Origin of the sequence: Shinella sp. WSC3-e, assembly GCF_945994535.1 — a bacterium.
Lineage (GTDB): Bacteria > Pseudomonadota > Alphaproteobacteria > Rhizobiales > Rhizobiaceae > Shinella > Shinella yambaruensis.
In genome coordinates, this window is the sequence record NZ_OZ000530.1 from 216,792 (window position 1) to 234,006 (window position 17,215).

The window sequence follows — 17,215 nt, forward strand, 5'->3', positions numbered from 1 at the left end:
GCGGCGTCAGGACTTGCGGTCGGCCGCCGTGCCCTCGGGCGAGGGGTTCTGCACCGGCTTTTCGTCCTTGGCTTCCGCGGAGGCCGGCTCGGTCTTCTCCAGTTCCGGCAGGCCGTTTTCGATCTTCAGCTTGATCTTCGGGATTTCCGCCTCTTCCGGCTTCAGGCCGAGCGCGCGGTTCCACTGGAAGGTGGCTTCCAGCTTGCGGCCGACGCGCCAGTAGGCATCCCCGAGATGGTCGTTGATCGTCGGGTCGCCCGCCTTCAGCTCCGCCGCCCGCTCCAGTTCCGCCACGGCGTCGGAGAAGCGGTTGAGGCGATAGTAGGCCCAGCCGAGCGAATCGACGATATAGCCATCGTCCGGCTTGATGCTGACGGCCCGGCGGATCATGTCCAGGCCCTCGTCGAGGTTCATGTTCATGTCCACCCAGGAATAGCCGAGGTAGTTCAGCACCTGCGGCTGTTCCGGGTTCAGCTCCAGCGCCTTGCGGAAGTTCGGTTCGGCCTTCTCCCATTCCTTCAGCCGCTCATAGGCGATGGCGCGCTGGAAGAAGATGCTCCAGTGGTTGCGTGTCGGGACCGGGCCGATGGCGGCGACCGCGCGGTCGTAGAGACTGGCCATCTCCTTGTAGTCCTTGGCGTCCGACAGCACGCTGCCGAGCGCAAGATAGGAGCGCAGGTCCGCCGGATCGGCCTCGATCAGTTCCTGCAGGTGCTTCTTCGCCTCGGGAACCTTGCCCGTATCGGCAAGGTTGAGACCGAGCTGCAGCTCGGAAATGCGCCGCATCGGCGACTTTTCCGGCACGGCGCGGTAATATTCGATCGCCCGCTCCGGCTTCTTCTGGTTCTCCGCCAGCCCGCCGAGCAGCACCAGCATGTCGTCGCTGTCCGGGTCGAGCGCGCGGGCGGCCTGCAGGTAGAGCGAGACGATGTCCTCCGCGCCGTCGCGGTTGAGCGCGCCGCCGATCGAGAAGAGCACGGCGGCGGCGCCCTGCGCGGCGTTGCGCACCTGCTGCTCCTGCTTCTCTCCGGCCTCGATGCTCTGGCGCAGCGCTTTGAGCGGCGCATAGCTGGTGATGAAGTTGTCGCCGACCGAGATGGCGTCGAGCGCCTTCTGCTTGTTGCCCTCATGGGCCTCGAGGCGGGCAAGCGCCATCACGGCGCGGATGAAGGTGTCGGGCGCGGCGCTCGCGCCGTTGCGGTCGAGGATGGCGTCGTTGAGGCGCGCGCGCGCCGTTGCCTTGTCGCCGGCCGCCGCGGCCAGCGCCCCGGCATGGTAGTTCTTGAAGATGGCGAGCCAGTCCGGCCCCTCCATGCCGCCGATCAGCTTCAGCGCTTCCTTCGACTTGCCGTCGCCGAACTTGGCCCAGGCGAGCAGGAGGTCGTTCATCATGCGGTCGAGATCGTTCGGCCCCCTGTAGACGAGGATCTTCTCGGCGCTCTTGTATTCGCGCTTGCGGATCGCCTCCATGCCGCGCACCACGGCGGTGATGCGCTCGACGGCGGGATCGTTGCGCAGCGCATCGGCAAGCTTCACGCCCTCCTCGAAATCGCCGTTCATCAGCTGCGTCACCATCAGGCGCTGCTTGACGTCCTTGTTGGTGGGGTCGAACTGCAGGGCGATCTTGTAGAGCGCGACGGCGGTCTCGTATTCCTTGTCGAAATCGGCCGTGCGGGCGGCGAGGAAGGCGCCGGAGAAGGTGTTGACGCTCAACGGATCGAACGGCCTTTCCTCTGCGGCCGCGGCTGCCGGCTTTTCCTCCGCATATGCCGCCAGAGGGCCGGCCAGGGTACCGGCAAGCGCGATGCTGGCCGCGATCGCCACGCCGGAGAGAAGCCGAAGGAGAAGGGAATGCCGCATCAAAATGCCTTTCGCCAGAAGCTGTGCCGTAGCCCTATGGGGATTGCCGTGACAAATTCAGCCACGATCGTGCCCAAATCAATCACGGACTCATGACGGCAGAGAATGGCTTTTTTGGCGCGGTGCGGCAAGAAAATCCTGCCGGACCGCGTATTCGCCGATCAGCTGACGCGGGCGATGGAGAAGTCGATGACTTCGAGCAGCGCGTTCTTCCAGGGCGAGGCCGGCAGGGGCGCGAGCGCGTCGCGGGCGATCATGCCGTAGTGCTGGGCGCGGGCGATCGTGTCCGTCAGCCCGCCATAGCGGGTGATGAGGCCGAAGGCGCGTTCGAGGTTCGCGTCGTCGCTTTTTCCCCCCTCGATCGCCTCGCGCCAGAAGGCGCGGTCTTCCGCCGTGCCGCGGCGCCAGGCGAGGATGACGGGCAGGGTGATCTTGCCCTCGCGGAAATCGTCGCCGGTGTTCTTGCCGAGATCGGCCGCCTTGCCGCCATAATCGAGCGCGTCGTCGACGAGCTGGAAGGCAAGGCCGAGATTCATGCCGTAGGATTTCAGCGCGTTGCGCTCGGCCCGGCCGGTATTGGCGATGATCGGCCCCACTTCCGAGGCGGCGGCGAAGAGCGCCGCCGTCTTGGCGCGGATGACCTGGAGATAGTCGTCCTCGGTCGTCTCCATGTTCTTGGCGACGGAGAGCTGCAGCACCTCGCCTTCGGCGATCACGGTGGCGGAGGTGGAGAGCACGTCGAGGGCCTCCAGCGAGCCGACCTCGACCATCATCTTGAAGGCTTGGCCGAGCAGGAAGTCGCCGACGAGCACGCTCGCCTGGTTGCCCCAGATCATGCGGGCGGTGGATTTGCCGCGGCGCATGTCGCTCTCGTCGACCACGTCGTCATGCAGGAGCGTCGCCGTGTGCATGAACTCGACGCTGGTGGCGAGCTTGATGTGCTGGTCGCCGTCATAGCCGAACATCGCGGCGGAGGCGAGCGTCAGCATGGGGCGCAGGCGCTTGCCGCCGGAGGAGATCAGGTGGTTGGCGACCTCCGGGATCATCGCGACGTCGGAGCCGGCTTTCGACAGGATGAGCTGGTTCACCCGCTCCATGTCGGCCTTCGTGAGATCGACGAGCGGCTTCACAGACGCCTGTTTGTTTTTGCCTTCTTCAAGCGGTATCACGACGCCCAAATGCCCGGACTCCTGTTCATTTTTGTTGAAAGACAATAGAAAGCGGGGCTTCCTGCGGCAAGAGGCGAATTGTCCCGCCTCGGGAATTATGGCTGGAAAACGACCGGAATGATCGAATTGATCCGCACCAACGACGCCGTCCTGCTCTCCTTCGCGGAAAGCCTGATGAAGGAGGCGGGAATCCATTGCCTGATCGCCGATCAGGCGATGAGCATCCTCGAAGGCTCGCTCGGCATGCTGCCCCGCCGCTTCCTGGTGGAGAGCGACCGGGCGGACGAGGCCCGGCGGATCCTCAAGGATGCGGGGCTCGAAGCGGAGCTGCGGGCGTGAGGGTCGTAGTTTTCACGGTGAAGGCTGCATTCGGAGCACCCCCCTCTGCCCTGCCGGGCATCTCCCCCACAAGGGGAGAGATCGACTTGGGGCAAAGCAGTGCCACGATCCAATCTTCCCCCTTGTGGGGGACATGCCCGGCAGGGCAGAGGGGGGATGGCCAAGGCCGCCCCCGCGCGCGGGGGACGACCTGCCCATGACCGTCACCGAAACCGTCGACGCCTTCCACTACGGCCGCTTCCACGTCGTCCAGCCGAAGGGCATCGGCCATCGTTCGGGCATGGACGCCATGCTGCTCGCCGCGCTGGTGACGGGGAAGGGGCCGATGCGCGTCGCCGATCTCGGCGCCGGGGCGGGCGCTGCCGGCCTTGCTGTCGCCGCATGCAACGAAAGGGCCGAGGTGCTGCTCGTCGAGCGCTCGCCGCTGATGGCGGGTTTTGCCCGCAAGTCGGTGGCGCTTCCGGAAAACGCCGCCTTTTCGGCCCGCGTCGGCGTGCTGGAGGCCGATGTCGGGCTCATGGGCACGGCCCGCGTCGCGGCGGGCCTCGCCGACGAGGTCTTCGACCATGTCATCATGAACCCGCCTTTCAACGACCGTATCGGCAGCCGCACGCCGGACGCGCTGAAGGCCGAGGCCCATGCCATGGAGCATGACCTCTTCGAACGCTGGATCCGGACGGCGGGCGCGATCCTGAAGCCGGGCGGCCAGCTCTCCCTCATCGCCCGGCCGGAATCGATCGCCGAGATCGTCGCCGCCTGCGGCCGCCGTTTCGGCGGCATCGAGATCACCGCCCTCCATCCCCGCCCCGGCGAACCGGCCCTGCGCATCCTCGTCACCGCCATCAAGGGCTCGCGCGCCAGGCTGGCGCTTCGCATGCCGCTCGTCATGCACGAACCCGGCCGGCACGCCTTCACCCCCTTCGTCGACGACCTCAACAACGGCCGGGCAAGCTATCCGCGCCTGTCGAAGACCTGAATATTCCGTGATTGTCTTGCGTTTTCGCCCGTCGTGCATACATCAGCCGGGCAAACGAACAGGAGGCAGGATCGCGCGATGGCCGGATTTTTGAAGACGCTGGTGCCGAAGAGGTTCCGCAAGGAAGGGGTCGCGATCCCGGTCGTCCGGCTGCACGGGGCGATCATGGCCTCCGGCAGCCAGTTCCGGCCGCCGCTCAATCTGGCCACCGCCGCGCCCGCGCTCGAAAAGGCCTTCGGCTACAAACAGGCGCCGGCCGTGGCGATCTCCATCAATTCGCCCGGCGGCTCGCCGGTCCAGTCGCGGCTGATCTTCCAGCGCATCCGCGCGCTCGCGGCAGAAAAGAACAAGCGCGTGCTCGTCTTCGTCGAGGACGTGGCGGCCTCCGGCGGCTACATGATCGCGCTTGCCGGCGATGAGATCTTTGCCGACCCGACCTCGATCGTCGGCTCGATCGGCGTCGTCTCGGGCGGCTTCGGCTTTCCGGAAATGCTGAAGAAGATCGGCGTCGAGCGGCGCGTCTACACGGCCGGCAGCAACAAGGCGATCCTCGATCCGTTCCAGCCAGAGCGCGAAAACGAGATCGAATATCTCAAATCCCTGCAGCTCGAGATCCACCAGGTCTTCATCGACATGGTGAAGGAACGCCGCGGCGCTAAGCTCACGGACGATCCTGACCTCTTTTCCGGCCTGTTCTGGACCGGCGGCCGGGGCCTGGCGCTCGGCCTCGTCGATGGCCTTGCCGACATGCGCTCGGAGCTGAAGAAGCGCTATGGCGAGAAGACGCGGCTGGAGCTGGTCTCGGCGCCCAAGGGGCTGTTCGGCCGCAAGGCGCCGGGCGTCGGGGGGCCTTCCGGCGACATGGCGGAGCGTATAGGCTCTGCAGGCGTGGCCGCCGTGGCGGGCCTTGCGGAAGAAAAGGCGCTGTGGGGCCGTTTCGGCCTTTCCGGATAAGGCGCGCGTGAAACAAGGGGAGGGGCGATGGCCCAGATCATCTTTCTGCTGCTGGTCGTCGGCCTTGCCTGGTTCGGCTATCGCAAGTTCGTGGCCGACGCCGAACGCCTGAGTAAGCTGCGCAAGCGGTCCGAGGAGGAACGCCGCACCGGTGCCACCGGCACGCTCGTCAAGGATCCGGAAACCGGCGAATACCGCCTGCGCCGCGACGACGAGTAGAGGGGCCTGGCAAGCGCGGGATGCGGTTCGGCGCCCGGCGTGAAAACAGCGAGATGGATCCTTTTCGCGATTTGGGAACACGATGGAAGGATCTGTCGCCGCGGCACGGCTGTGTGCCGGCGCGGGACTGGAAACGAGGCCCTGTCGTGCGGTCCCGGGACATTAACCACGCTCCGTAAGGTTAACGCGGGATTTAAGCTTTTGCAGCCGCATGCCGGCGTTGCCCCCGCGCGTAAGAAGGCCGATCTAGCGGTCAGGGCTGCCATGAGGGCGTCCCGGCAGTGAACGGAGAAGATCCATGGCCTCGCTTGACCTCGACTGGATTCGCACCATCGTCGTGACGGGCGGCGCCGGATTCATCGGCTCGCATATCGTCGACGACCTCCTCGCCCATTGCCCGAAGGCGCGCATCCGCGTGCTCGACGCCTTCACCTATGCTGCCGACATGTCCTATCTCGATGCCGCCTTCCGCACCGGCCGCGTGACGCTGCAGGAAGGCGATGTCGGCAATCTCGACCTCGTCACCGAAATGCTGAAGGATGCGGACCTCGTCGTGCATGCGGCGGGCGAAAGCCATGTCGAACGCGCCTTCTCGGTGCCGGAGCGCTTCACGCTCGCCAATGCGCTCGGCACGCAGGTGCTGGTCGAGGCGATGGGCCGCCGCCGCGTGCCGCTGATGATCCATGTCAGCTCCGCCGAGGTCTACGGCGCCGGCAACGGCCAGCCGGTCGGCGAGCTCGCGCCGCTGCTGCCCGACAATCCGCTCGGTGCCTCCAAGGCTGCCGCCGAAATGCTGATCGCCGGCCTGCGCCGCTCCTTCGACCTCGATATCCGCGTGCTGCGCCCCGTCAACATCGTCGGCACGCGCCAGAACACCGAAAAGCTCCTGCCGCGCTTCCTCGAGCTTGCCGCCGTCGGCCGGCCCCTGCCGGTGCATGGCGACGGCCGGCAGACGCGCGGCTTCGTCACCATGGCGGATTTCTGCTCGGCGCTGCGCGCGGTGGTGGCGCGCGGGGCGGAGAACGCCACCTACAACGTGGCCGGCGACGATTTTCTCGACATCCTCTCCGTCGCGCGCCTGGTGCTGGAGACTGTGCAGGAGCCCGTTTCCGGCGTCAGCTTTGCCGCCGGCCGGCCGGGCAATGCCAGCCGCCCGCCGCTCGACATGCGGGCCTTGAAGGCGCTCGGTTGGCAGGCGAAGGGCACGCTGCGCCGCGAGCTTCCGATGCTGGCCGCCTGGTACGGCGCGCGCATGCCGGCGGGCCTGCGCCGCCAGGTGCGGCAGGTGCCGGATCTCGCCCCGCAGCGCGTGCAGGCCGTCACCCAGGCCGCCGGCTCCGGGCTCTTCCGCTCGCTCGAACGGCACTGACCCGTTTCGGGCGCCGGCCCGAAACCCTTGACCCTTCCGGCGCATCGTGGCACCAGTCCGGCACCTTTCCAAGAATGCTCGGACGAAACCGATGACCTCTGCCGCCCTGCCTGACCACATGAACCCGACGCGCTCTTTCCAGGGGCTGATCCTGACGTTGCACAATTACTGGGCGGACAAGGGCTGCGCGGTGCTGCAGCCCTACGACATGGAAGTGGGCGCCGGCACCTTCCACCCGGCCACGACGCTGCGCGCGCTCGGCCCCCGCCCGTGGCGTGCCGCCTATGTGCAGCCCTCGCGCCGGCCGTCCGACGGTCGCTACGGCGAGAACCCGAACCGGCTGCAGCACTATTACCAGTACCAGGTCATCCTGAAGCCGAACCCGTCGAACCTGCAGGAACTCTATCTCGGCTCGCTCGCCGCCATCGGCCTCGATCCGCTGCTGCATGACGTGCGCTTCGTCGAGGACGACTGGGAAAGCCCGACGCTCGGCGCCTGGGGTCTCGGCTGGGAATGCTGGTGCGACGGCATGGAGGTCTCGCAGTTCACCTATTTCCAGCAGGTCTGCGGCATCGAATGCGCGCCCGTCGCCGGCGAATTGACCTACGGCCTCGAACGCCTCGCCATGTATGTGCAGGGCGTCGACAATGTCTACGACCTCAATTTCAACGGCCGCGAGGGCGACGAGAAGATCACCTACGGCGACGTCTTCCTGCAGGCCGAGCAGGAATATTCCCGCCACAACTTCGAATTCGCCGACACCGCCATGCTGCACCGCCACTTCATCGATGCGGAGAAGGAGTGCCAGGCGCTGCTTGCCGCCGGTGCGCCGGGCGATGCGGAAAACCAGCGCCTGCACAAGTGCGTGCTGCCGGCCTACGACCAGTGCATCAAGGCCTCGCACGTCTTCAACCTGCTCGATGCACGCGGCGTGATCTCCGTCACCGAGCGTCAGAGCTACATCCTGCGCGTGCGCACGCTGGCGAAAGCCTGCGGCGAGGCCTTCCTCCTGACGGATGCCGGCGGCGTGAACTGGACGAAGGACGCGGCCTGAGCCGCAACCGTTTCCAAGGGAGAGGAACATGGCGACAGAAAAAGTGGCGATCATCACGGCCGGCGGCAGCGGCATGGGCGCGGCGGCGGCAAGACGGCTGGCGGCGGACGGCTTCAGGATCGCCGTGCTCTCCTCCTCCGGCAAGGGCGAGGCGCTGGCGGCCGAAAGCGGCGGTTTCGGCGTCACCGGCTCGAACCAGTCGAACGACGACCTGAAGCGCCTCGTCGATGGCGCGCTGGAGCGCTGGGGCCGCGTGGACGTCCTCGTCAACAGCGCCGGCCATGGCCCCCGCAAGCCGATCCTCGACCTGACGGACGAGGACTGGCACGCGGGCATCGACGTCTATTTCCTCAATGCCGTGCGCCCTACGCGCCTCGTCACCCCGGTCATGCAGAAGCAGAAGTCCGGCGTGATCATCAACATCTCGACCGCCTGGGCCTTCGAGCCGAGCTCCATGTTCCCGACCTCGGCCGTCGCCCGCGCGGGCCTCGCCTCGTTCACGAAGATCTTCGCGGACACCTATGCGGCCGACAACATCCGCATGAACAACGTGCTGCCCGGCTGGATCGACAGCCTGCCGGCGACCGAGGAGCGGCGCGACGGCGTGCCGATGAAGCGCTACGGCACGAGCGAGGAGATCGCCGCGACGGTGGCCTTCCTCGCTTCCGACGGCGCCGCCTACATCACCGGCCAGAACATCCGCGTCGACGGCGGCATCACGCGCTCGATCTGAGACGGGTCAGCCGCATATGGCGTTTGCCCCTCATCCTAACCCTCTCCCCGCAGGCGGGGAGAGGGGACTTGCCCCACAAAGCGGTAATGATCGGGGAAGCCGGTATGGCATCTCCCCTTCGCCCCGCTTGCGGGGAGAAGGGGGCCGGCAGGCCGGATGAGGGGCCGACGTCCCGAAGAGCCTTTTTCGTTCAGGCGAGGGTCGCAACCTTCACGCCGAGTTCCCAGACGGGCTTCAGCGTCGGCATCGCGCCGGTGGGAAGCTGGCCGGCATAGGTCTGGAGCGCCCGGCGCACACCCTTCGGACGGTCGACCGCGGCGCCCATCGTGTAGGCGAGGAAGAGGGCGGTGAAACCGAGAACGTTGATGGTGAGGACGAGGGCTTTCATGACGGTTGCTTCAAGGTTCGTGTTGTTGGTGAAGCGACTATCGGCCAAGGCACGCCGCCGCGCGGTTCCCGGGGTGACAGGACTGGCGGGCGATCGTTCTCTTTGATGAAAAGCGGGCGGCCTCGGAGCCCGCGGGGGCTTTCCTGCGGCGATGCGAATGCTAAGGTCAGGCCCGGGACAAAGAAGGAGCGGAGACTTTCATGATCGGTCTGGCAATCGCGGCGGTGGTCGTCCTCTACGCCATCATTCTCTACAACGGCCTCGTCAAAGCCCGTCAGATGAAGGAGGAGGCCTGGTCCGGCATCGACGTGCAGCTGAAGCGCCGTGCCGACCTCATCCCCAACCTCATCGAGACCGTGAAAGGCTACGCCGCGCACGAGAAGGACACGCTGGAAAAGGTGGTGGAGCTGCGCAACCGGGCGCAGGCCGTGCCGGCGGGTGACGTCGCGGGCAGGGCGCAGGCCGAAGGCCTGCTCAGCCAGGCGCTCGGCCGCATCTTCGCGCTCGCCGAGGCCTATCCCGACCTCAAGGCCAACCAGAACTTCGCCGAGCTGCAGGAAACGCTGGAAACGCTGGAAAGCGAGATCCAGATGTCGCGCCGCTACTACAACGGCGCCGCCCGCGATCTCAACGTCAAGGTCGAGAGTTTCCCCTCGAACCTCGTCGCCGGCCTCTTCAAATTCCTCAAAGCGCCCTATTTCGAGATCGAGAACCCGGCCGACCGGGCCGTGCCGACCGTAAAGTTCTAGAGCATTTTTGTTTTGTCGCATTTCCGAACGGAAAACCGGTATCCACTTTATCCTGGAAATGCCCTAATCCCGGAGTCCTTCATGATGCGGATTGCCGCTCTCCTGGCGCTGTGGCTCTGCCTTCTGGTCGGGGGCACGGTCCGGGCGGAGGAGTATTTCGACCGCTACCATTCCGACATCGCCATTTCGAAGAACGGCACCCTGACGGTGACGGAGACGATCCGCGTCCATGCCGAGGGCAACCGGATCCGCCGCGGCATCTATCGCGATTTCCCGCTCACCTTCCTCGATGCCGGCGGACGGGAGCGCGAGGTGGGCTTCAAGATCCTTCGCGTCGAGCGCGACGGGCGGCCGGAGCCCTACCGCACGGAAACCATCCGCCGCGGCATCCGCATCTATTTCGGCTCGGCCGACGTGCTCATCGATCCGGGCTTCCACGAATATCGCCTGACCTACGAGACGACGCGGCAGATCCGCTTCTTCGACACGCATGACGAACTCTTCTGGAACGTCACCGGCACCGAATGGGCCTTCCCGATCGAGAGGGCGACGGCGACGGTGACGCTGCCGCAGGGCGTGCGGGCGGAGGAGCTGACCGTCTTCACCGGTCCGCTCGGCGCCACGGGCAAGGATGCGCGCGGCGAAAACCAGGGCAACCGGGCGACCTTCGAGACGACGCGCGCGCTCGGGCCGAACGAGGGCCTGACGATCGGCGTGAAGATGCCGGCCGGCAGCATCGACCGGCCGACGGCGGCGGAAGAGCGCGCGCTGTTCCTCAAGGACAACCGCAACCTCTTCCTCGCCTTCGGCGGCCTGGTGCTGGTCGTCGGCTATTATCTCTGGGCCTGGCTCTCCGTCGGCCGCGACCCGCCGCGCGGCGTCATCGTGCCGCGCTGGGATGCGCCGGAGGGCATATCGCCGGCGCTCGTCAACTATATCGACGAGAAGGGGTTCGGCGGGCGGGGCTGGACGGCAATCTCCGCCGCCTTCCTCAACCTTGCGGTCAAGGGCCTTGTCGAGCTGAAGGACCTGAAGACCTCCATCACCGTCACCCGGACGGAAAAGCCGGTCGAGGGAACCCTGCCGACCGGCGAGGCGACCCTCCTGAAGACCATGGGGTCGGGAGGAAGCACCTTCGTCATCGACAAGTCGAACGGCAAGCGCGTGCAGACGCTGGGCCATGATTTCAGCCAGGCGATGGAGAAGGAGCACCGCTACAAGTATTACCTGGCCAACTGGCCGCAGGTGATCTGCGGCATCCTCCTGTCGCTCGCCTGCCTTGCGGCCCTGCTGATCTTCGGCACGCTGCCGGAGGAGGGCATCGTGCTCGTCATCCTGCCCGTCTTCGCCTCGGTCTTCGTGTCGATCTTCGCGCTGGCGCTCGGGCAGAACTTCCGGCGGGCGAAAACGCTCGGCGCGCGCATCCTCGCCGTCGTGATGATCGCCTTCGTAGGCTTCGTTCTCCTGACGGTCTTCGGCGGCGTCCTCGTCACGCTGTTCGTCACCAGCGCGGCCGCCGGCCAGATGCCGCTCTTTGCCGCCGTCGGCGGCATCGTCGTCACCAATCTCGTCTTCTTCTTCCTGATGGGCGCGCCGACGCCGCTCGGCCGCAGGATGATGGACGGCATCGAGGGCTTGCGCCAATACCTGACGCTCGCCGAGAAGGATCGCATGAACATGGCCGGCGCGCCGGAAATGTCGCCGCGCCACTACGAGACCCTCTTGCCCTATGCCGTGGCGCTCGGCGTCGAAAAACCCTGGTCGGAAACCTTCGACCGCTGGCTCGCCGCCGCCGCGGCGGCCGGTGCTGCCGCTGCCGCCTACCAGCCCGCCTGGTATCACGGCGACGGCTTTTCCTCCGGCCGCTTCTCCGACCGCATGGGCGGCTTTGCCGGCTCCATGGCGAGCACCATGACCGCCTCCCTGCCGGACCCGCCGAAAAGCTCATCCTCCGGTTTCTCCTCGGGCGGCGGTGGCGGCTCCTCGGGGGGCGGGGGTGGTGGCGGCGGGGGTGGCGGCTGGTAGACGATCAGCGCGTCAGCCCGACTTTTCGGGTTTGGACGGATGACATTTGGCTTGAGGCTTGCTAAGTCCCCGCCAGTCGAAAAATCCATCAGTCAGTGACCCCCATGCCCGATCTTCTGCTTGAACTCCGCTCCGAGGAAATCCCCGCCCGCATGCAGCGGAAGGCCGCGGGCGACCTGAAGAAGCTCGTCACGGACGCGCTGGTGGATGCGGGCCTGACCTATGAGGGCGCGCGCGAATACTGGACGCCGCGCCGCCTGACGCTCGACATCCGCGGCCTCAACGCCCGCTCGAGCGACGTGCGCGAGGATATCAAGGGCCCGACGACCTCGGCGCCCGAACAGGCGATCCAGGGCTTCCTGCGCAAGGCGGGCCTTGCCTCTGTTTCCGAAGCCCATGTCCATTCGGACCCGAAGAAGGGCGATTTCTACGTCGCCCACATCGTCAAGCCGGGCCGCCCGGCCGACGAGATCATCGCCGAGGTGATGCCCGGCATCATCCGCAACTTCCCCTGGCCGAAGTCGATGCGTTCCGGTGCCGCCTCCGCCAGGCCCGGCGCGCTGCGCTGGGTGCGCCCGCTGCAGTCGATCGTCTGCACCTTCGGCTCGGAGACCGAGGAGACCCGCGTCGTGCCCTTCGAGGTCGACGGGCTCGTCGCCGGCAATGTCACCTATGGCCACCGCTTCCATGCGCCCGAGGCGATCACCGTGCGCCGTTTCGAGGACTATGTCGCCAATCTGGAGAAGGCCAGGGTCGTGCTCGACGCCGAGCGCCGCAAGCAGATCATCGCGACGGACGCGAACAACATCGCCTTTGCGAACGGCCTGGAGCTGGTCGAGGACGAGGGCCTGCTGGAGGAGGTCTCAGGCCTCGTCGAATGGCCGCAGGTGCTGATGGGCACCTTCGAGGAAGAGTTCCTGGCGATTCCCTCGGAAATCATCCGCCTCACCATCAAGACGAACCAGAAATGCTTCGTCACCCGCAAGCCGGGCGCCGAAACGCTCTCCAACCACTTCGTCCTCGTCTCGAACATCGAGGCGAAGGACGGCGGCAAGGAGATCGTGCATGGCAACGGCAAGGTCGTGCGTGCCCGCCTTTCGGATGCCAAGCACTTCTGGCTGCGCGACCAGGGTGATCTGCCGGATCTCGACATGCTGAAAGCGTCGGCCGAAAAGTTCGGTCTCGACCTCAAGAAGCCGCTCGACCAGCGCATGGCCAAGCTCGACGCGCTGAACGTCACGTTCCACGCCAAGCTCGGCACCCAGGGCGCCCGCGTCGAGCGCATCCGCAAGCTGGCCGCTGAACTCGCCTCCGTCATCGGCGCAGATGCCGCGCTCGTTGATCGGGCCGTGGTGCTCGCCAAGGCGGACCTGCGCACCGAGGCCGTCGGAGAATTCCCGGAACTGCAGGGCATCATGGGCCGCAAATACGCCGCGCTGCAGGGCGAGGACGCTGCCGTGGCCGAGGCGATCGAAGATCACTACAAGCCGCAGGGGCCTTCCGACCGCGTGCCTGCGGGCAAGGTGGGCCTCACCGTCGCGCTCGCCGACAAGCTGGACACGCTGATCGGCTTCTGGGCGATCGACGAGAAGCCGACCGGCTCGAAGGACCCCTATGCGCTGCGCCGTGCCGCCCTCGGCGTCATCCGCATGCTGCTCGAAAAGAACATCCGCCTGCCGCTCGCCTCGGTCGCGAAGGATCCGGACCTCGTCGCCTTCTTCCACGATCGCCTGAAGGTCTATCTGCGCGACATGGGCGCGCGTCATGACCTGATCGACGCCGTGCTGACGCCCGAGGCCGACGATCTCCTGATGGTCGCCCGCCGCGTCGAGGCGCTGACGGCCTTCATCACCTCGGAGGAGGGCGAGAACCTGCTCGCCGGCACCAAGCGCGCCACGCAGCTTCTCGCCGCCGAGGAGAAGAAGGGCACCGTCGTCGATGGCGCCGTCTCGGCCGATCTTCTCCTGCTCGACGCCGAAAAGGCCCTCCATGCCGCCGTCGAGATCGCGACGAAGGATGCTGCGGCTGCCGTTGCCAAGGAAGACTTCCGCTCCGCCATGGAAGCCCTCTCGGCGCTGCGCGCCCCGGTCGACCAGTTCTTCAACGACGTGCTGGTCAACGACGAGGACCCCGCCATCCGCGCCAACCGCCTCGCCCTGCTCTCCGCCATCCGCGCCGCCACCGGCACGGTCGCGGATTTCTCCAAGATCGCGGGATAGGCCGCCTCTTGAGAATGGTGGCGTATATGTTACCATCCTCACATGAAGGTCGTCGAATATCTCGATCCGGCGGGACGCAGCCCTTTTGCAGCCTGGTTCCGGCGGATCGAGGCGCGCGCCGCGGCCAAGGTGACGGTTGCGCTCGCGCGGCTGGAGGGCGGCAATCTTTCCAACACGAAAACCGTCGGTAGCGGCGTACTGGAATATCGCATCGACTATGGCCCGGGTTATCGTGTCTATTTCGGGCGCGATGGAGAGACTCTGGTCATACTGCTTGCCGGCGGCACGAAGCAGCGCCAGCAGCGGGATATTGCCGACGCCCAGGCTCGCTGGCTCGACTACAAACGTAGAAAGCGTGGAGACTGACATGGCCCTGACACGCGATTTCAAGCAAAGCATCAAGGCGCGTGTCGCCGCTGATCCGGCCTATGGTACGCTGTTGCTCGCCGAGGCCGTCGAGCTTCTGCTCGCAGGCGACATGGAGACGGGTAAGAGCGTGATGCGCGATTACATCAATGCAACGGTGGGCTTCGAGGCACTGGCGCTGGCGACCGGAACCCCGGCGAAAAGCCTCATGCGCATGTTCGGGCCGAAGGGAAATCCCCGCGCCGACAATCTCTTCGCCGTGATCGGCGCCTTGCAAAAGGCCAATGGTGTCAACCTTGCCGTCGGCGTGGCGGCGTGAGGCATGGCCGCAAGGATCCTCATCAGCGCCTGTCTTGCCGGCCTGCCGGTGCGCTATAACGGTTCGGCCAAGCCGCTTGTCCATGGTGCGGTCGAGCGGTGGCGGGCGGAGGGGCGGCTGGTGACGCTCTGTCCGGAGCTTTCCGGCGGCTTCCAGGTGCCGCGGCCGCCGGCGGAGATCGAGAACGGGCTTGACGGCGAGGACGTGCTCGACGGGCGGGCGCGGGTGCTGGAAGTGTCCGGCGGGGATGTTTCGGCGGCCTATATAGCGGGCGCGCGCATCGCGCTCGACGTGGCGCGGGAAAACGGCTGCCGGCATGCGCTGCTCATCGACGGCAGCCCGTCCTGCGGCTCCGGCTTCGTCTATGACGGCACGTTTTCAGGTGTCCGGCATGCGGGGCAGGGGGTGACGGCGGCGCTCTTGCGGCGCGGCGGCATCGCGGTCTATTCCGACAGGGAGGTCGATCGGCTGGTCGGCGATCTCGGGGAGAGCGGCTGATACGCTTGCGCCCCCGCTTGAGGTCAGGGGCGCAAAACGTCCGCTTTCGCGGATTCCTGTCAGCCTGGAGGGACTGAGAGGCAGGGCTCGTTCAATATGGGGTCAGTTGACCCGAAGTTCAAACCCTGCCGGATCAAACTCCCGTGAAGGGACCATGCCGGCCGTTGCCGTCCTGCTGGCCGCGGTCTCGTCGAGGGCGCCGGTGCGGGCGCCCGCATCGACGGTTTCCACGGCGGTGGCATCCGCGTCCGCCGGCTTTTCGGCCTCGGCGGCCTGCTGGACCTCCACGGGCGCCTTGCTGACGAAGAGCACCGGCGAGCCGCCCATCCAGGCTTCCGTGCGGAAGATCTTGCGCTCGCCGTTTTCCTCGCGGATCTCCACCTTCTGCGTGCCGGGCTCGATGGCGTCGACATGGTAGGCGGCGGATTTCGACTTCGGCTTCAGCGCCGGGCAGTCGTCGCAACGGATCGCCGAAATGCTCGAGCCCTCGGATGAGGCACTGGCAACGGGCTCGATCGAACCGGCAAGGGCGGGGGCGGCAAGAAGCAGGAAGGCAAAGGTCGGCAGCAGGGTACGCATCAACGGTTCTCCCTTATGGTTGTAGGGAGAATAGCGCCCGCCGGTTACGGTCCCGTCAGGGGAATTGGTAAAATTTGAGCGATCCGGCGTTTTTCGCGCCGGGCCTCACGCCTTTTCGCGGGCGACGGCGCGCCAGCCGATGTCGCGGCGGCAGAAGCCGTTGTCCCATTCGACCCGGTCGAGCGCCTGGTAGGCCGCCTTTTGCGCTTCCGCGACGGTCGGGGCGACGGCCGTGACGTTGAGCACGCGTCCGCCGGTCGCCACCAGCTGGCCGTCCTTCAGGGCTGTGCCGGCATGAAACACCTTGCTGACCGCATCGTCGGCCGGCAGCGCGCGGATCGGCGTGTTCTTCTCGTAGGCGCCGGGATAGCCCTTCGAGGCCATGACGACGGTGAGTGCCGCGGCGTCGCGCCAACTGGCGGAAACCGTGTCGAGCCTGCCGGTCGCGGCCGCATGCAGGATCGGCAGCAGGTCGCTTTCGAGCCGCATCATCAGCACCTGGCATTCCGGGTCGCCGAACCGCACATTGTATTCGATGAGCTCGGGGCCTTTGGCGGTGATCATCAGCCCGGCGAAGAGCACGCCCTGGAAGGCGTGGCCGTCGGCCGCCATGCCGCGGATCGTCGGCTCGATGATCTCCTTCATGGTGCGCGCGACCATGTCGGGCGTCATGACGGGGGCGGGCGAATAGGCGCCCATGCCGCCGGTATTGGGGCCGGTATCGCCGTCGCCGACGCGCTTGTGGTCCTGGGCGGAGGCGAGCGGCAAGGCGTTCGCGCCGTCGCACAGGCAGAAGAAGCTCGCCTCCTCGCCGTCGAGGAAGGCCTCCACCACGACTTCCGCTCCCGCCGCGCCGAAGGCGCCGTCGAAGCAGTCGTCCACCGCGGCCAGTGCCTCGCCGAGCGTCATGGCCACCGTCACGCCCTTGCCGGCGGCAAGTCCGTCCGCCTTGATGACGATCGGCGCGCCCTCGCGCTCGACATAGGCCTTCGCGGCGGCGGCATCGGTGAAGCGCTGGTAGGCGCCGGTGGGGATGTCGTATTTCGCGCAGAGGTCCTTGGTGAAGCCCTTGGAGCCCTCGAGCTGCGCGGCGGCGGCCGAGGGGCCGAAGACGTCGATGTCGGCAGCGCGCAGCTCATCGGCCATGCCCGCGACCAAGGGGGCTTCCGGCCCGACCACCACGAAGGTGACGCCGTTCGCCTTGCAGAAGGCGGCGACGGCCGCATGGTCGTCGATATCGAGAGAGATCAGCGTCGCGCATTCGGCGATGCCCGGATTGCCTGGGGCGGCATAGAGCGTTTCGAGGAGAGGGGACTGTGCCAGCTTCCAGGCAAGGGCGTGCTCGCGTCCGCCCGATCCGATCAACAGAACCTTCATGCCCATACCCTCGATCCGTCCT

Annotated in this window: 18 protein-coding genes; 13 read left to right on the forward strand and 5 right to left on the reverse strand. The window is 66.6% G+C overall.

Features of this window, described 5'->3' with window-relative positions; genetic code table 11:
- Window positions 1-6: 6 nt before the first annotated feature.
- On the reverse strand, window positions 7-1,860 hold the full coding sequence (locus AABF56_RS01015) for a tetratricopeptide repeat protein (RefSeq protein ID WP_244767866.1): 1,854 nt from the start codon (window positions 1,858-1,860) through the stop codon (window positions 7-9).
- Window positions 1,861-2,021: 161 nt separating this feature from the next.
- Window positions 2,022-3,038: a polyprenyl synthetase family protein gene (locus AABF56_RS01020; RefSeq protein ID WP_272804607.1), complete on the reverse strand. Its 1,017-nt coding sequence runs from the start codon at window positions 3,036-3,038 to the stop codon at window positions 2,022-2,024.
- A gap of 108 nt (window positions 3,039-3,146) precedes the next feature.
- On the opposite strand from AABF56_RS01020, the gene AABF56_RS01025 reads away from it, so the two are divergent.
- From AABF56_RS01025 to AABF56_RS01055, 7 genes are all read left to right on the forward strand, one after another.
- The gene (locus AABF56_RS01025) at window positions 3,147-3,368 is read left to right on the forward strand and encodes a putative signal transducing protein (RefSeq protein WP_064329242.1); all 222 of its coding nucleotides are present in this window, start codon (window positions 3,147-3,149) and stop codon (window positions 3,366-3,368) included.
- A gap of 196 nt (window positions 3,369-3,564) precedes the next feature.
- Window positions 3,565-4,344, forward strand: a complete 780-nt coding sequence (locus tag AABF56_RS01030) for a tRNA1(Val) (adenine(37)-N6)-methyltransferase (protein WP_272804608.1) — start codon at window positions 3,565-3,567, stop codon at window positions 4,342-4,344.
- A gap of 78 nt (window positions 4,345-4,422) precedes the next feature.
- The gene (locus tag AABF56_RS01035) at window positions 4,423-5,298 is read left to right on the forward strand and encodes a S49 family peptidase (protein WP_272804609.1); all 876 of its coding nucleotides are present in this window, start codon (window positions 4,423-4,425) and stop codon (window positions 5,296-5,298) included.
- Between the two features lie 27 nt (window positions 5,299-5,325).
- Entirely contained in the window at window positions 5,326-5,517 is a 192-nt protein-coding gene (locus AABF56_RS01040) for a hypothetical protein (protein WP_064329246.1), read from the forward strand.
- A 298-nt stretch (window positions 5,518-5,815) separates the two neighbouring features.
- Window positions 5,816-6,886 carry a dTDP-glucose 4,6-dehydratase gene (locus tag AABF56_RS01045; protein ID WP_272804610.1) on the forward strand — a complete coding sequence of 357 codons (1,071 nt, stop codon included), beginning with the start codon at window positions 5,816-5,818 and terminating at the stop codon, window positions 6,884-6,886.
- A gap of 91 nt (window positions 6,887-6,977) precedes the next feature.
- Entirely contained in the window at window positions 6,978-7,940 is a 963-nt protein-coding gene (locus AABF56_RS01050) for a glycine--tRNA ligase subunit alpha (RefSeq protein ID WP_064329248.1), read from the forward strand.
- A gap of 28 nt (window positions 7,941-7,968) precedes the next feature.
- Entirely contained in the window at window positions 7,969-8,673 is a 705-nt protein-coding gene (locus AABF56_RS01055; RefSeq protein WP_272804611.1) for an SDR family oxidoreductase, read from the forward strand.
- A 190-nt stretch (window positions 8,674-8,863) separates the two neighbouring features.
- On the opposite strand, the gene AABF56_RS01060 is transcribed toward AABF56_RS01055, so the two are convergent.
- Entirely contained in the window at window positions 8,864-9,061 is a 198-nt protein-coding gene (locus tag AABF56_RS01060) for a hypothetical protein (RefSeq protein ID WP_288084252.1), read from the reverse strand.
- Between the two features lie 200 nt (window positions 9,062-9,261).
- Here AABF56_RS01060 and AABF56_RS01065 point away from each other — a divergent pair, with 200 nt between their 5' ends.
- From AABF56_RS01065 to AABF56_RS01090, 6 genes are all read left to right on the forward strand, one after another.
- Window positions 9,262-9,810, forward strand: coding sequence for a LemA family protein (locus AABF56_RS01065; protein WP_272804613.1), 549 nt, complete (start codon window positions 9,262-9,264; stop codon window positions 9,808-9,810).
- Between the two features lie 81 nt (window positions 9,811-9,891).
- Window positions 9,892-11,835, forward strand: a complete 1,944-nt coding sequence (locus AABF56_RS01070; protein WP_272804614.1) for a DUF2207 domain-containing protein — start codon at window positions 9,892-9,894, stop codon at window positions 11,833-11,835.
- A 104-nt stretch (window positions 11,836-11,939) separates the two neighbouring features.
- Window positions 11,940-14,054, forward strand: a complete 2,115-nt coding sequence (gene glyS / locus AABF56_RS01075) for a glycine--tRNA ligase subunit beta (protein ID WP_272804615.1) — start codon at window positions 11,940-11,942, stop codon at window positions 14,052-14,054.
- 42 nt (window positions 14,055-14,096) lie between these two features.
- Window positions 14,097-14,420, forward strand: a complete 324-nt coding sequence (locus AABF56_RS01080; RefSeq protein ID WP_272804616.1) for a type II toxin-antitoxin system RelE/ParE family toxin — start codon at window positions 14,097-14,099, stop codon at window positions 14,418-14,420.
- A 1-nt stretch (window position 14,421) separates the two neighbouring features.
- Window positions 14,422-14,739: a helix-turn-helix domain-containing transcriptional regulator gene (locus AABF56_RS01085; RefSeq protein ID WP_272804617.1), complete on the forward strand. Its 318-nt coding sequence runs from the start codon at window positions 14,422-14,424 to the stop codon at window positions 14,737-14,739.
- 3 nt (window positions 14,740-14,742) lie between these two features.
- Window positions 14,743-15,237 (forward strand): DUF523 domain-containing protein, encoded by a 495-nt coding sequence (locus tag AABF56_RS01090; RefSeq protein WP_272804618.1) that lies wholly within the window; start codon window positions 14,743-14,745, stop codon window positions 15,235-15,237.
- Window positions 15,238-15,339: 102 nt separating this feature from the next.
- Here AABF56_RS01090 and AABF56_RS01095 read toward each other — a convergent pair whose 3' ends face one another.
- Entirely contained in the window at window positions 15,340-15,816 is a 477-nt protein-coding gene (locus AABF56_RS01095; protein WP_272804619.1) for a plant virulence effector HPE1-like domain-containing protein, read from the reverse strand.
- Between the two features lie 105 nt (window positions 15,817-15,921).
- Window positions 15,922-17,193 (reverse strand): phosphoribosylamine--glycine ligase, encoded by a 1,272-nt coding sequence (gene purD / locus AABF56_RS01100; RefSeq protein WP_272804620.1) that lies wholly within the window; start codon window positions 17,191-17,193, stop codon window positions 15,922-15,924.
- Window positions 17,194-17,215: the final 22 nt, after the last annotated feature.